The 15,736-nt window shown below is 57.0% G+C and carries 11 protein-coding genes, 1 tRNA gene and 1 pseudogene; all 13 read left to right on the plus strand.

Going from position 1 to position 15,736, the window contains the following annotated elements; genetic code table 11:
• The first annotated feature begins 79 nt into the window (after positions 1-79).
• A tRNA-Trp gene (locus AW06_RS15880) sits at positions 80-155 on the plus strand.
• 23 nt (positions 156-178) lie between these two features.
• Positions 179-532 carry a preprotein translocase subunit SecE gene (gene secE, locus AW06_RS15885; protein WP_034951959.1) on the plus strand — a complete coding sequence of 118 codons (354 nt, stop codon included), beginning with the start codon at positions 179-181 and terminating at the stop codon, positions 530-532.
• Entirely contained in the window at positions 529-1,062 is a 534-nt protein-coding gene (gene nusG / locus AW06_RS15890) for a transcription termination/antitermination protein NusG (protein WP_034923868.1), read from the plus strand. Before secE ends, nusG begins: the two co-directional genes overlap by 4 nt.
• Positions 1,063-1,192: 130 nt before the next feature.
• On the plus strand, positions 1,193-1,624 hold the full coding sequence (rplK, locus tag AW06_RS15895; protein ID WP_034923866.1) for a 50S ribosomal protein L11: 432 nt from the start codon (positions 1,193-1,195) through the stop codon (positions 1,622-1,624).
• A 1-nt stretch (position 1,625) separates the two neighbouring features.
• The gene (gene rplA, locus AW06_RS15900) at positions 1,626-2,315 is read left to right on the plus strand and encodes a 50S ribosomal protein L1 (protein WP_034951962.1); all 690 of its coding nucleotides are present in this window, start codon (positions 1,626-1,628) and stop codon (positions 2,313-2,315) included.
• 281 nt (positions 2,316-2,596) lie between these two features.
• Positions 2,597-3,094 (plus strand): 50S ribosomal protein L10, encoded by a 498-nt coding sequence (gene rplJ, locus AW06_RS15905; protein WP_034951965.1) that lies wholly within the window; start codon positions 2,597-2,599, stop codon positions 3,092-3,094.
• 41 nt (positions 3,095-3,135) lie between these two features.
• Entirely contained in the window at positions 3,136-3,504 is a 369-nt protein-coding gene (rplL, locus tag AW06_RS15910; RefSeq protein ID WP_034951968.1) for a 50S ribosomal protein L7/L12, read from the plus strand.
• A 289-nt stretch (positions 3,505-3,793) separates the two neighbouring features.
• The gene (rpoB, locus tag AW06_RS15915; protein WP_034951971.1) at positions 3,794-8,077 is read left to right on the plus strand and encodes a DNA-directed RNA polymerase subunit beta; all 4,284 of its coding nucleotides are present in this window, start codon (positions 3,794-3,796) and stop codon (positions 8,075-8,077) included.
• An 84-nt stretch (positions 8,078-8,161) separates the two neighbouring features.
• Positions 8,162-12,373 (plus strand): DNA-directed RNA polymerase subunit beta', encoded by a 4,212-nt coding sequence (rpoC, locus tag AW06_RS15920; RefSeq protein ID WP_034951974.1) that lies wholly within the window; start codon positions 8,162-8,164, stop codon positions 12,371-12,373.
• A 164-nt stretch (positions 12,374-12,537) separates the two neighbouring features.
• The gene (gene rpsL / locus AW06_RS15925) at positions 12,538-12,915 is read left to right on the plus strand and encodes a 30S ribosomal protein S12 (RefSeq protein ID WP_034923848.1); all 378 of its coding nucleotides are present in this window, start codon (positions 12,538-12,540) and stop codon (positions 12,913-12,915) included.
• Between the two features lie 95 nt (positions 12,916-13,010).
• Complete coding sequence (gene rpsG, locus AW06_RS15930) at positions 13,011-13,481, plus strand: 30S ribosomal protein S7 (protein ID WP_034923845.1); 471 nt, start codon at positions 13,011-13,013, stop codon at positions 13,479-13,481.
• 65 nt (positions 13,482-13,546) lie between these two features.
• Positions 13,547-15,640, plus strand: a complete 2,094-nt coding sequence (gene fusA / locus AW06_RS15935; protein ID WP_034951977.1) for an elongation factor G — start codon at positions 13,547-13,549, stop codon at positions 15,638-15,640.
• 18 nt (positions 15,641-15,658) lie between these two features.
• A pseudogene (locus AW06_RS20960) lies at positions 15,659-15,736 on the plus strand (elongation factor Tu); the annotation flags it as partial.

A 15,736-nucleotide genomic window follows, 5' to 3' on the forward strand; every position in this document is an offset into this window, starting at 1 on the left:
AGTGGTCGCGAAAATCATCGAATAAAGTTCAGCCAAGGTGCAGCGGCGGCTTTTTTATGAGCTGCCGCAGTTCTGCCGCAGGGGCATAGCTCAACTGGCAGAGCGTCGGTCTCCAAAACCGAAGGTTGGGGGTTCGATTCCCTCTGCCCCTGCCATTCATGTAACCAAAGCGGACTAGATGACCGATAAATTGAAGTTTGCGTTGGCAGTATTGCTGCTTGTAGCCGGCATCGCCGGCTTTTATCTGCTTGCCAACGAAGCGATGATCCTGCGCGTGCTCGCCGTCTTGATCGGGGCTGGGCTTGCTGCCGCGGTCGCCTGGAATACGGAGCCGGGTCGTCTCTTCTTTGCTTTTGCCAAAGAGTCGACAAATGAGGCAAAAAAGGTCGTTTGGCCTTCGCGTAAAGAAACCATGCAGACAACCGGGCTGGTGTTCGCTTTTGTGGTGGTGATGGCTCTCTTTCTCTGGTTGACCGACAAGAGCCTGGAGTGGCTCCTGTACGATATGGTTCTTGGGTGGAGAAAAGTATGAGCATGCGCTGGTATGTGGTGCACGCCTATTCCGGGTTCGAGAAGAGCGTGCAGCGGGCGCTGCTAGAGCGTATCCAGCGGCAGGCCATGCAGCATGCGTTTGGACGTATCCTGGTGCCGGTGGAGGAAGTGGTCGAACTCAAGATGGGCCAGAAAAGCATTTCCGAGAGGAAGTTTTTTCCCGGCTATGTGCTGGTGGAAATGGAAATGAACGACGATTCCTGGCATCTCGTGAAAAGCACTCCTAAGGTGACTGGCTTCGTTGGCGGAACGGCCAACAAGCCGACGCCCATCTCCGAAAAGGAAGTCGAAAAAATCATGCAGCAAATGCAGGACGGTGTTGACAAGCCGCGCCCAAAGGTTCTCTTCGAGCCGGGCGAGGTGGTACGCGTCAAGGATGGTCCATTTACTGATTTCCATGGCGCAGTCGAGCAGGTCAACTACGAGAAGAACCGTTTGCGTGTCTCGGTGACGATCTTTGGTCGTCCAACGCCGGTAGAGCTGGAGTTCGGGCAAGTCGAGAAGGCTTGATCCGGCGAGACTAAGTTGCGGCACTGGAGGGTTGCCCGACGTGCCACAGTAGTGCGGCTACAAGGCCGCGTTTGTCGTTTGGGGAGCGCTGTTGCAAAGCGCGCTTGAACCCGCATAGAGGAGTCCCATCGTGGCAAAGAAAATCATCGGCTATATCAAGCTTCAAGTGCCGGCGGGGAAGGCCAATCCGTCTCCACCGATCGGCCCGGCACTGGGTCAGCGCGGTCTGAACATCATGGAATTCTGCAAGAGCTTCAACGCCCAGACGCAAGGTCTGGAGCCAGGCTTGCCCATTCCCGTGGTGATTACCGCTTTCGCGGACAAGAGCTTCACCTTCATCATGAAGACGCCGCCAGCGACGGTCCTGATCAAGAAAGCGATCGGTATTCAAAAGGGTAGCCCAAAGCCCCATACCGCTAAGGTGGGTACGCTGACGCGCGCGCAATGCGAAGCCATTGCAACACAGAAGATGCCTGACCTGACGGCAGCCGATATGGATGCGGCGGTGCGAACGATCGCTGGCAGTGCCCGTACGATGGGTGTTACCGTGGAGGGTGTCTGAAATGGCAACACTGAGCAAACGTCAAAAAGCTCTCAAGGGCAAGATTGACCCGAGCAAGATTTATCCCGTCGGTGAGGCGCTGAAGTTGAGCAAGGAGCTTGCAGCAGCGAAGTTCGACGAGTCGATTGATGTCGCCGTCTGTCTCGGAGTCGATCCTCGCAAGTCGGATCAAATCGTACGAGGTTCCGTCGTACTGCCGGCCGGGACCGGCAAGACGATTCGCATTGCCGTGTTCGCCCAGGGCGAAAAAGCCGCCGCAGCCAAGGCGGCTGGCGCCGATATCGTTGGATTCGAAGATCTGGCCACCGAGATCAAGTCTGGCGTGATCAACTTTGATCGGGTCATTGCCACCCCGGATGCCATGCGCGTGGTCGGTCAACTGGGTCAGATCCTGGGTCCGCGTGGCCTGATGCCAAACCCGAAGGTCGGCACGGTTACCATGGACGTGGTGACTGCCGTACAGAACGCCAAGGCCGGACAGGTCCAGTACCGTACCGACAAGGGTGGCATCATTCACAGTACGATCGGGCGCGCGTCTTTCGAAGCCGACAGACTGGCCATCAACCTCAAGGCGCTGCTTGACGCGCTGATCAAGGCCAAGCCGGCCACATCAAGGGGGCAGTATGTCCGGAGGGTCGCGGTGTCGAGCACGATGGGGCCGGGTATCCGCGTGGATGCGTCCACGATTTAGAAATTCAGCGGATTGCCTAGTGTAGTCCGCGCATGAGCTTTGCTGGGTGAGATCGGCAGTGCATCCGCAGTGCCGATCGATCGTCAAAGACCGCAGGTGCTGGAGGCGTTTGCCGAGGGCTTAAGTGTCGTGTTCGCGGCCTGCGTAGACGGTGTACTCCGAAAAGGATGGTCAGAGATGGGCTGTGTGCCCCTCATTGCAACTCCTGATCAAGGTCGCCGTGGGTGCGGTGCATTCGAAAGGATGTGCCGTTTTTTGACTTGATGGGAGGAGAAGGGCCTGTGGGTCTCAATCTTGATGAAAAGAAGTTCGTCGTCGCCGAGGTCTCGGCCAAGATGGCCAGTGCCCAGACGGTTGTGCTGGCCGAGTACAGTGGATTGCCGGTCGCTCATCTGACGCGTCTGCGAGCGCAGGCGCGTGCCTCGGGTGTCTATCTGCGGGTGCTGAAAAACACCCTGGTGCGGCGCGCGGTGCAGGGTACCCAGTTTGCCAGCCTCGCGGAGCAGATGACCGGGCCGCTGATCTATAGCGTTTCGGAGGATCCGGTCGCAGCAGCGAAAGTGCTCAACGACTTTGCAAAAACCAATGACAAGCTGATCTTACGAAGCGGCAGTTTTGCCGGAGAGCTTCTGGACAAGGCTGGCGTACAAGCGCTTGCGTCGATTCCGAGTCGCAACGAATTGCTTGCCCAACTGCTTGGCGTCATGCAGGCACCGGTCACAGGTTTCGCCTGTGCGCTTTCTGCTTTGGCCAAGCAACGTGAAGAGGCGGTTGCCTGATCGTACTGTTTTTGTCCACTCAGATTTAGGAGTTATAAATTATGTCTATTACCCACGAAGACATTCTCGAAGCCGTTGGCGCGATGACTGTCATGGAACTGAACAGCCTGGTCAAGGCGTTCGAAGAAAAATTTGGTGTTTCAGCGGCGTCGATGGCCGTTGCTGCGCCGGGTGCGGCTGCACCAGTGGTTGAAGAGCAGACCGAGTTTACCGTCATCCTCGCGAGTTTTGGTGAGAAGAAGGTTGAAGTAATCAAGGTCGTTCGCGCAGCTACGGGTCTGGGTCTGAAGGAAGCCAAGGACCTGGTGGACGGCGCACCGAAGGCCGTCAAGGAGTCGATTTCGAAAGCTGATGCTGAAGCTCTCAAAAAACTTCTCGAGGACGCCGGAGCGAAGGTCGAGATCAAATAGTATCGGTCGAGCACGCTGGGCTGACGGCCTTGCGGTTGTCAGCCCTTTTCTGCTTTTCCGGAAACAGCTTTGCGTAGCCCCATTGGGATATAGGTGGTACATGTACTCCATGGTCAGGGCAACGTTGTGCAGCGCACAAACGCAAGTACGAGTAGCGAAGACAGGGCAGGGCATGTCGCTCTCCTCTCTGTATTGAGCTGGTCATTTTGCGTTTGTCCGTTGCGGACCGGCGGGTGTTGCGACCCTCGCCGGAGCGCTAGAGGATTTGCCTTCTGAGTTCGGAGCGACCATGACCTACTCCTACACCGAGAAAAAGCGTATCCGCAAGAGCTTCGCCAAGCGCTCTACCGTGCTTGACGTACCGTTCTTGCTGGCCACCCAGTTGGAGTCGTTCTCTGCCTTCTTGCAGGCAGGAGTGCCGCCGGCGCAGCGCAGTAACCAGGGTTTGCAGGCCGCCTTTTCCTCGATTTTTCCGATCGTCAGTCACAGCGGCAATGCACGTCTGGAGTTTGTCAGCTTTACGCTCTCCGATCCGGCTTTCGACGTCACGGAATGCCAGCAGCGTGGCCTGACTTTCGCGTCGGCCTTGCGGGCGAAGGTGCGCCTGGTCATTCTCGATCGAGAAGCACCGGATACCATCAAGGAAGTCAAGGAGCAGGAAGTCTATATGGGTGAAATTCCGCTCATGACGACAACCGGCTCCTTTGTCATCAATGGTACAGAAAGGGTCATTGTCTCGCAGCTTCACCGCTCACCGGGGGTGTTCTTCGAGCACGACCGTGGGAAGACGCATAGTTCTGGTAAGCTGCTCTTCTCCGCACGCGTCATTCCCTATCGCGGCTCATGGCTGGATTTCGAGTTCGATCCGAAGGATCTCCTGTTTTTTCGTGTCGACCGTCGCCGGAAGATGCCGGTCACCACGTTGTTGAAGGCGATCGGTCTGACGCCACAGCGCATCCTGCGCGAATTTTTCGAATTTGATACCTTTTATCTGGGCAGGCGGATCGTCGAGTTTGTGCTCGTTCCGGAGCGTTTACGAGGGGAAGTCGCGCGTTTCGACTTTAACGACACGTCAGGGAAGTTGATCATCGGCAAGGACAAACGGATTACTGCCAAACACATTCGTGAACTCGATCAGGCTGGGATTAGGCAGGTTGCGGTTCCGGATGATTTTCTGATTGGCCGTGTGATTGCCGAGGACATCATTGACAAGAGTAGTGGCGAGATCCTGGCCAATGCAAATGACGAAATCACCGAGAGCATGTTGGCGAAACTCTCCGAGTCTGGGGTCGAATCACTGCATACCCTGTACATCAACGACCTTGATCGCGGTGGCTTCATTTCGCAGACTTTGCGCACCGACGAAACCATCTCGCGGCAAGCTGCCCGCATTGCCATCTACCGAATGATGCGGCCCGGAGAACCACCAACCGAAGAAGCAGTGGAGATACTTTTTAACGGCCTGTTCTACTCAGACGACCGCTACGATCTGTCAGGGGTTGGCCGGATGAAGTTCAACCGCCGGGTTGCCCGGAAGGCGGTCATCGAATACAAGGTCATGCTCAAGCATGTGCCTTCCAAACGCGATGCGATCATCAAACTGATCAACGATCAGGTGGGTGATTCCGTCGCTGATGTCGAACAGGTGATAGCCGAGTTGAGCCATGGCCCGCGTGCGGTGGCAGAGAACCTGACCCGGGAAACTGCCATGACATTGTTCGAACAGTTGAAGGTACTGGGGGCTTCTGGTGAGGTGCGGGAACAACTGACGCTATCGCCGCGTGATATCGTTGAGGTCATCAAACTGCTCGTCGAACTGCGCAATGGTCGCGGAGAGATCGATGACATCGACCATCTGGGTAATCGCCGGGTCCGTTCGGTTGGCGAACTGGCCGAAAATCAGTTCCGCGCTGGGTTGGTGCGAGTCGAGCGTGCCGTGAAAGAGCGTTTGTCACAGGCTGAGTCCGACAATTTGATGCCACACGACCTCATCAACGCCAAACCAATCAGCGCTGCTGTCCGAGAGTTCTTCGGTTCCAGCCAGTTATCGCAGTTCATGGACCAGACCAACCCGCTTTCCGAGATTACACACAAGCGTCGCGTTTCAGCGCTCGGCCCGGGTGGTTTGACGCGTGAGCGAGCAGGCTTTGAAGTGCGGGACGTTCATCCGACCCACTACGGCCGCGTATGCCCGATCGAAACACCGGAAGGCCCGAATATCGGGCTGATCAATTCGCTGGCGCTTTATGCCCGTACCAATGAGTATGGGTTCCTGGAAACGCCGTACCGCAAGGTGGTCGATGGTCGGGTCACCGATCAGATCGAGTATCTGTCAGCTATCGAAGAGGGTGCCTATATCATTGCCCAGGCCAACTCCGATCTGGGTGATGGAGGTGTGTTGACCGATCAGTTGGTGACTTGTCGCGAGAAGGGTGAGACCATTCTCGCCGAGCCAGCGCGCGTTCAGTATATGGACGTGGCACCGAGCCAGATCGTGTCGGTGGCGGCATCGCTGATTCCCTTTCTTGAGCACGACGACGCCAATCGTGCGCTAATGGGTGCCAACATGCAGCGTCAGGCGGTTCCTTGCCTGCGTCCGGAAAAGCCCTTGGTGGGAACGGGGATCGAGCGAACGGTGGCGGTGGATTCGGGTACTGCGGTACAGGCGCTTCGCGGCGGGTTGGTCGATTACGTCGATGCCTCGCGTGTCGTGGTGCGGGTCAATGACGATGAAACTGGGCCAGGCGAAGTCGGTGTTGACATTTACAACTTGGTGAAGTACACGCGCTCCAACCAGAACACAAATATCAACCAGCGGCCGTTGGTTCGCGTCGGTGACCATATTGCCAGGGGTGACGTGGTGGCCGACGGGGCATCGACCGACAAGGGTGAACTGGCGCTCGGCCAGAACATGCTGGTCGCATTCATGCCCTGGAATGGTTATAACTTCGAGGACTCGATCCTGATTTCGGAACGCGTGGTTGCCGAAGACCGCTTTACCTCGATTCACATCGAGGAACTGACCGTCGTCGCGCGTGATACCAAGCTCGGCCCCGAGGAAATTACCCGTGACATCGCCTCTCTTGGTGAGTCACAGCTCTCCCGGCTTGACGAATCGGGAATTGTCCATATTGGTGCCGAGGTTGAAGCAGGCGATGTGCTGGTTGGCAAGGTGACGCCGAAAGGTGAAACACAGCTAACTCCGGAAGAGAAGCTGCTGCGTGCGATTTTTGGCGAGAAGGCATCTGACGTGAAAGACACCTCGCTGCGCGTTCAGTCGGGTATCTCCGGGACGGTCATCGACGTGCAGGTGTTTACCCGTGAGGGGATTGAGCGCGACAAGCGGGCACAGTCGATCATCGACGATCAATTGCGAAGCTACAAGCTTGACCTTGCCGATCAACTGCGCATTGTCGAACGCGATGCCTTTGCACGTGCCGCACGAATGATCGTCGGCAAGCCGGCGAATGGCGGACCAAAAAGGCTGGCCAAGGGCACGTTGGTCACCCAGGAATACCTCGACAGCCTCGATCCGCATCACTGGTTTGATATCCGGATGGCCGATGAGGAAGTCGCGCAGCAACTCGAATCGCTGCGTGAGGGGCTCGAACAGACCCGCAAGGAATTCGACATCGCATTTGAGGAAAAGCGCAAGAAGCTCACCCAGGGTGACGAGTTGCCGCCAGGTGTTCAGAAGATGGTCAAGGTGTACGTGGCCGTCAAGCGCCGACTGCAGGCTGGCGACAAAATGGCCGGACGGCATGGCAACAAGGGGGTGGTCTCGCGCATCGTACCGGTTGAAGACATGCCTTACATGGCCGATGGTCATCCCGTCGACATCGTTCTGAACCCGCTCGGGGTGCCTTCGCGGATGAACGTGGGCCAGATTCTCGAAGTCCACCTCGGGCTTGCAGCCAAGGGTCTGGGCCATAGAATTGGTGACATGCTGCGCCGTCAGTCGACAGCCGGAGAGATGCGGGCTTTTCTCGACAAAATCTACAACAGCACCGGCAAACCTGAGGACCTCGATCAACTGACTGATCACGAGATTCTTGAAATGGCAGGTAACCTTGAAGCTGGCGTGCCTTTTGCGACACCGGTTTTCGATGGTGCAAAGGAGTCCGAAATCAAGTCCGTCCTGGCACTGGCAGGCATGCCGCAGTCGGCCCAGATGACACTGTACGACGGGCGTACCGGCGAGCAGTTCGAGCGCCAGGTAACCGTAGGTTATATGCACGTCCTGAAGCTGCATCATCTGGTCGATGACAAGATGCACGCGCGTTCGACCGGACCGTACTCGCTGGTGACCCAGCAGCCACTCGGTGGCAAGGCTCAATTCGGTGGGCAACGCTTCGGTGAGATGGAGGTATGGGCGCTTGAGGCCTACGGTGCGTCCTACGTGCTGCAGGAAATGCTCACCGTCAAGTCCGACGACGTCAATGGCCGGACCAAGGTATACGAGAACATTGTTAAGGGTGACCACAAGATCGATGCCGGCATGCCGGAATCGTTCAACGTTCTGGTCAAGGAAATCCGTTCACTGGCGATCGATATTGATCTTGAACGCTTCTAATGGCTGTGCGGCGAGCGAGTAAGGTCTATTCTCCCGCCGCAAGGCCTTTTACCCCTGACAGCGCACTCCTCACAGGAGCAAAAGATGAAAGCATTGCTGGATTTGTTTAGGCAGGTGACGCAGGAAGAGCAGTTCGATGCGATCACCATCGGTCTGGCTTCGCCGGACAAGATTCGCTCATGGTCTTACGGCGAAGTCAAGAAGCCGGAGACGATCAACTACCGTACCTTCAAGCCGGAGCGTGATGGGCTGTTCTGTGCCAAGATTTTTGGTCCGATCAAGGACTACGAGTGTCTTTGCGGCAAGTACAAGCGGCTCAAGCATCGGGGCGTCATCTGTGAGAAATGCGGCGTTGAAGTGACGCTGGCCAAGGTGCGACGCGAGCGAATGGCACATATCGAGCTGGCCAGTCCGGTCGCCCACATCTGGTTCTTGAAGAGTCTACCGAGCCGTCTCGGCATGGTGCTCGACATGACGCTGCGTGACATCGAACGGGTACTGTACTTTGAAGCGTTTGTGGTCTTCGAGCCGGGCATGACGCCTTTGGCGCGCGGCCAGTTGCTGACCGAGGACGACCATACGGCCAAGGTTGAGGAGTACGGAGACGACTTCGAAGCCAAAATGGGTGCTGAAGGCATTCGCGAGTTGTTACGTTCAATCGATCTGGCGCGTGAAGTCGAAATGCTGCGTAGCGAACTGGAGACCACCACCTCGGAAACCAAGAGCAAGAAGTTCTCCAAGCGGCTGAAGATACTTGAGGGCTTTCAGAAATCGGGCATCAAGCCGGAGTGGATGGTCCTCGAAGTGCTGCCAGTACTGCCACCGGATCTCCGCCCACTGGTGCCGCTTGACGGTGGGCGCTTTGCGACATCGGATCTCAACGATCTCTACCGTCGCGTCATCAACCGCAACAATCGCCTGAAGCGACTGCTTGAACTGAAGGCGCCTGAAATCATCGTACGCAATGAAAAACGCATGCTTCAGGAAGCGGTCGACTCCCTGCTTGACAACGGGCGTCGCGGCAAGGCAATGACCGGTGCAAACAAGCGCCCGCTGAAGTCGTTGGCCGACATGATCAAGGGCAAGGGGGGGCGTTTCCGCCAGAACCTGCTTGGCAAGCGCGTTGACTACTCGGGTCGTTCGGTAATCGTCGTCGGACCACAGCTCAAGCTGCACCAGTGTGGTTTGCCGAAACTGATGGCGCTTGAATTGTTCAAGCCTTTCATTTTTAACCGTCTCGAAGTGATGGGTCTGGCGACCACCATCAAGCAGGCGAAGAAAATGGTCGAGACCCAGGAGGCGGTGGTCTGGGATATTCTCGAGGAGGTGATTCGCGAGCATCCGATCATGCTCAACCGCGCGCCGACGCTACACCGCCTAGGCATTCAGGCTTTCGAGCCGACGCTGATCGAGGGCAAGGCGATCCAGTTGCATCCACTGGTGTGTGCGGCCTTCAATGCCGACTTCGACGGCGACCAAATGGCGGTGCACGTGCCCTTGTCGCTGGAAGCTCAGATGGAAGCACGGACCCTGATGCTGGCGAGCAACAATGTACTGTCGCCGGCAAATGGTGAGCCGATCATCGTGCCATCGCAGGATATTGTTCTTGGTCTCTACTACGCCACACGCGAGCGGATCAACGCCAAGGGGGAGGGGATGATGTTCCCGGACCTGGCAGAGGTGACACGCGCCATGCAGGCCGGTGAGCTTGACCTGCACGCACGTATTTCGGTTCGTATCACCGAGTACGAGCGCGACGGCGAGAACGGCTGGCAGGAGAAGATCACGCGTTACCAGACAACTGCGGGGCGTGCGCTGCTTTCCGAGATTCTGCCGAAAGGTCTTCCCTTCAGCTTGATCGACAAGAGTCTCAAGAAAAAGGAAATCTCCAAACTGATCAATGCCGCCTTCCGCCGCTGCGGCTTAAAGGAAACCGTGGTCTTTGCCGACAAACTGATGCAGAACGGCTATCGGCTGGCGACCCGCGCTGGTATTTCGATCTGTTCCGACGATATGCTGGTGCCGGCACAGAAACGCGAGATCATCGCTGCTGCTGAGGCGGAAGTGAAGGAAATCGAGAACCAGTACACCAACGGTCTGGTCACCAATGGTGAGCGCTACAACAAGGTTGTCGATATCTGGGGCCGTACTGGTGACCAGGTTGCCAAGGTGATGATGGATCAGCTTGGTCACGTCGAGGTGAAGAATCGCCGTGGGGAGATGGAAAAACAGGAGTCGTTCAACTCCATTTTCATGATGGCCGATTCTGGCGCCCGCGGTTCGGCAGCGCAGATTCGCCAGTTGGCGGGCATGCGCGGCCTGATGGCAAAACCGGACGGATCGATCATTGAAACGCCAATCACCACCAATTTCCGTGAGGGTCTGAACGTTCTTCAGTACTTCATCTCGACGCATGGTGCGCGCAAGGGCCTCGCGGACACGGCTTTGAAAACCGCCAACTCAGGCTACCTGACGCGGCGACTGGTCGACGTGACCCAGGATTTGGTGGTGATCGAGGACGACTGTGGAACCAGTAACGGGGTGACGATGAAGGCGTTGATCGAAGGTGGAGAGGTCATCGAGGCCTTGCGCGAGCGTATCCTCGGTCGGGTCACGGCTTCCGAAGTCGTGCATCCGGACACGCAGGAGACGGTCATCGAGCCAGGGACGCTGATCGGTGAGGATCATTGTGACCTGATTGATCAGTTAGGTATCGACGAAGTCAAGGCACGTACTCCGCTGACCTGCGAAACCCGTTACGGATTGTGTGCCAAGTGTTATGGCCGCGACCTCGGTCGTGGTACGCCGGTCAATGTCGGTGAGGCGGTCGGCGTCATCGCTGCACAATCGATCGGCGAGCCGGGGACGCAGTTGACCATGCGGACCTTTCACGTCGGGGGGGCTGCGTCACGTGCTGCCGTGGCAAGCCAGGTCGAGACGCGAAGTGCTGGTGTGGTACGCTTCACCGCGAGCATGCGCTATGTCACCAGCGCCAAAGGCGAGAAGATTGTCATTACCCGTTCTGGCGAGATACTGATCACTGACGATAACGGGCGGGAACGTGAAAAGCACAAGGTGCCCTACGGTTCGACACTGCAGGTCGCTGACGGTCAATCCGTCAAGGCCGGTGCCCGGCTGGCCAGCTGGGATCCGCACACGCGCCCGATCATTGCTGAGTACTCGGGTCTCGTAAAATTCGAGAATGTCGAGGAAGGGGTCACCGTTGCCAAACAGATCGATGAGGTCACTGGGCTTTCAACATTGGTGGTCATCGACCCGAAGCGCGGCGGCAAGGCGCCCAGCAAGGGTCTGCGCCCGCAGGTCAGGTTGTTCGAGCCCGATGGCCAGGAAGTCAAGATGCACGGCAGCGATCATCCGGTCACCATCACTTTTCAGGTCGGGGCGATCATCAATGTTCTCGATGGGCAACCGATTTCAGTGGGTGACGTGCTCGCTCGCTTGCCGCAGGAATCAGCCAAGACGCGTGACATTACCGGAGGCCTGCCACGGGTTGCTGAACTTTTCGAAGCGCGAACCCCCAAGGACGCAGGAATGCTCGCAGAATATACCGGCACGATGTCCTTCGGCAAGGATACCAAGGGCAAGCAGCGGCTGGTGATTACCGACCTTGATGGGGTCACCCACGAATACCTGATTCTCAAGGACAAGCATGTCCTGGTACATGATGGGCAAGTGGTAAACAAGGGTGAGTCAATCGTCGATGGGGCGCCGGATCCACATGATATTCTGCGACTCCTGGGGGTCGAGGCGCTGGCCATCTATATCACCGATGAGGTGCAGGACGTTTATCGCCTCCAGGGTGTCAAGATCAACGACAAACATATCGAAGTTATTGTTCGCCAGATGTTGCGCCGGGTCAATGTGCTGGACCCGGGCGATACCAAGTTCATCAAGGGGGAGCAGGTAGAGCGTGCGCATCTGCTGGACGAAAATGACCGGATGATCGCCGACGGCAAGCTGCCCGCAACCTATGAGCATGTTCTCCTGGGTATTACCAAAGCCTCCTTGTCCACCGATTCGTTCATCTCGGCGGCGTCCTTCCAGGAAACGACGCGGGTGCTGACCGAAGCGGCGATCATGGGCAAGCGGGATGAATTGCGCGGACTCAAGGAGAATGTCATTGTTGGCCGTCTTATTCCGGCGGGTACGGGCCTTGCCTATCACAGCACGCGCAGAAAGAATGCTGCTGGCGAGGATATCGTTGGCGGGGGGGGGCTACAGACCGACGATGAGGCCTTGCGTAGTGAAGAGACCCAGAATGCACCGGTTGCTTGACTTGAAATGTAATAGACCATAGAATCGCCGGTCTTTGTCGTCGATGCCTGCGGCGCTTCGGCCGATCATAATTATTGCCAGGGCGGCCTTTGGTCCGCCTTGGTTTTTTGCAGAAGCCATGTGCCTGTCACGTCGCTTGCTGAACTGAACATAGGGGTAGAAACATGCCGACCATTAACCAACTGGTGCGCAAGCCTCGCGAGGCGATACGCAGCAAGAGCAAAGTCCCGGCGCTGAGCAATTGCCCTCAGAAGCGGGGCGTGTGCACCCGTGTCTATACCACCACGCCGAAGAAGCCAAACTCTGCGCTGCGGAAAGTCTGCAAGGTGCGATTAACGAATGGCTTTGAGGTCATTTCGTACATTGGCGGTGAAGGCCACAATCTTCAGGAGCACTCTGTGGTTTTGATCCGGGGTGGTCGCGTCAAGGACTTGCCGGGTGTCCGTTACCACACCATTCGTGGCTCGCTTGACACACAAGGCGTCAAGAAGCGCAAGCAGGGTCGTTCCAAGTATGGTACCAAGCGTCCGAAAGCTGCTTGAGTTCCGTCCGAGTAAGGGCTGCTCCTGATGGGTGGCCGGGAGGGCCGGGCTGATGCCCTGACTCTTCGACTGAATTGTGACTATGAGAGGTTGCTATGCCCCGTCGTCGTGAAGTGCCGAAGCGCGATATTCTACCGGACCCAAAGTTCGGGAATGTTGAAGTGTCAAAGTTCGTGAATACGATTATGAAGAGCGGCAAGAAGTCTGTTGCCGAGCGGATCGTCTATGGTGCCTTTGACCAGATTGTCAGCAAGACCGGCAAAGATCCGCTGGAAGTGTTCGGTTTGGCTTTGGGGAATATCAAACCCTTGGTCGAAGTGAAAAGCCGTCGTGTTGGTGGCGCCAATTACCAGGTGCCGGTCGAGGTCAGACCGAGTCGCCGTATGGCGCTAGCCATGCGCTGGCTGCGCGAGTCTGCGCGCAAACGTTCTGAAAAGTCGATGGGTCAGCGCTTGGCAGCGGAAATGCTGGAGGCGTCGGAAAGTCGCGGCGGTGCGGTCAAGAGGCGTGACGAAGTGCACCGTATGGCCGAAGCCAACAAAGCATTCGCTCACTTCCGGTTCTAGCTCTAAGATGAGCCACCGGCGCCAATGGTGCTGGAGATCGTTCTTTATTAGTGAAGGTTTATACTGTGGCACGCAAAACCCCCATTGAGCGTTACCGGAACATCGGCATCAGCGCTCACATCGACGCCGGTAAGACGACGGCGACCGAGCGTATCTTGTTCTATACGGGTATCAACCACAAGATTGGTGAAGTGCATGATGGCGCCGCAACCATGGACTGGATGGCACAAGAGCAGGAGCGTGGCATCACCATTACTTCGGCGGCCACGACCTGCTTCTGGAAAGGGATGCAGCTTGATCGCCCGGAGCACCGGATCAATATCATCGATACGCCCGGTCACGTTGACTTCACGATCGAGGTCGAGCGCTCGATGCGGGTTCTCGATGGCGCGTGCATGATTTATTGCGCAGTCGGTGGTGTGCAACCACAGTCAGAGACTGTTTGGCGGCAGGCAACAAAATACAAAGTGCCTCGCTTGGCCTTCATCAACAAGATGGATCGCCAGGGTGCGGACTTTCTCAAGGTTGTTGATCAAATGCGGACCCGTCTCAAGGCCAATCCGGTCCCGATCGTCATCCCGATCGGCAAGGAGGACTACTTCGAGGGCGTCGTCGATCTGATCAAGATGAAGGCGATCTATTGGGATGAAGCCTCTCTGGGGATGAAGTTCGACTATCGCGAGATCCCTGCTGCATTGCAGGCCGAGGCCGATGAGTGGCGTAGCAAGATGGTCGAAGCCGCCGCCGAGTCCTCCGAGGAGTTGATGGATAGGTATCTCGACGCGGGGGATTTGACCGAAGCCGAGATCATCAAGGGTCTGCGTGAGCGTACGATTGCCTGCGAAATTCAGCCGGCACTTTGCGGCACTGCTTTCAAGAACAAGGGTGTGCAGCGCATGCTTGATGCGGTGATTGACCTCTTGCCGTCACCGGTCGACATCCCCCCGGTGACCGGCGAAGATGATAATGGGGAGCCGGATACCCGTGAGGCTTCGGATGCCGCCAAGTTTTCCGCGCTTGCCTTCAAACTGATGACCGACCCCTACGTTGGCCAGTTGACCTTTATCCGGGTCTATTCGGGTGTCCTGAAGTCCGGTGACACTATCTACAACCCGATCAAGGCTCGTCGCGAGCGCATCGGGCGGGTTTTGCAGATGCATGCCAACAATAGGGAAGAACTCAAGGAAGTTCTTGCCGGTGACATCGCTGCCTGCGTAGGCCTCAAGGATGTCACTACCGGCGAAACGCTCTGCGATCCCTCGGCGGTCATCACCCTTGAGCGCATGGTTTTCCCGGAGCCTGTGATTCACGTGGCTGTCGAACCGAAGACAAAACAGGATCAGGAAAAGATGGGCATCGCTCTCGGCCGCTTGGCGCAGGAGGATCCTTCTTTCCGTGTGCGTACCGATGAAGAGTCCGGGCAGACCATCATCTCGGGAATGGGTGAATTGCATCTCGAGATTATCGTTGACCGCCTAAAGCGCGAGTTCGGTGTAGACGCCAATGTCGGTGCACCACAGGTTGCTTATCGCGAGTGCATCAAGAAGTCGGTCGAGCAGGAAGGAAAGTTCGTCAAACAGTCGGGTGGGCGCGGTCAGTATGGCCATGTCTGGTTGAAAATAGAGCCTAACGAGCCAGGCAAGGGCTACGAATTCGTCGACGCGATCAAGGGTGGTACGGTGCCTCGCGAGTACATTCCCGCAGTCGACAAGGGTCTGCAGGATGCTGTCACCAGTGGCGTGCTCGCTGGGTTCCCGGTGGTCGACATCAGGTTTACCCTATTCGAAGGTTCCTACCACGATGTCGACTCCAACGAAAATGCCTTCCGTCAGGCTGCAGCCATTGCCTTCAAGGAAGGTATGCGACGGGCGTCGCCGACCTTGCTGGAGCCGATGATGGCGGTCGATGTCGAGACGCCGGAGGATTACATGGGCAACGTAATGGGCGACCTATCGAGTCGGCGTGGCATGATTCAGGGGATGGAGGATCTGCCGGGCAACATCAAGGCGATCAAGGCAGAGGTGCCGCTGGCCGAGATGTTCGGTTACTCGACTACTCTTCGCTCGCTGAGTCAGGGTCGCGCGACCTACTCAATGGAATTCAAGCACTATGCTGAGGCGCCAAAGAATGTCGCCGAAGCGGTCATCAACAAGAAATGACGGATTGAGGATAAGGTAATGGCCAAGGGAAAATTTGGGCGTACGAAGCCGCACGTCAACGTCGGCACGATTGGGCACGTCGATCACGGGAAGACG

The sequence above is a fragment of the Candidatus Accumulibacter cognatus genome (assembly GCF_000584975.1).
In the GTDB taxonomy this organism is placed as follows: Bacteria; Pseudomonadota; Gammaproteobacteria; order Burkholderiales; family Rhodocyclaceae; genus Accumulibacter; species Accumulibacter cognatus.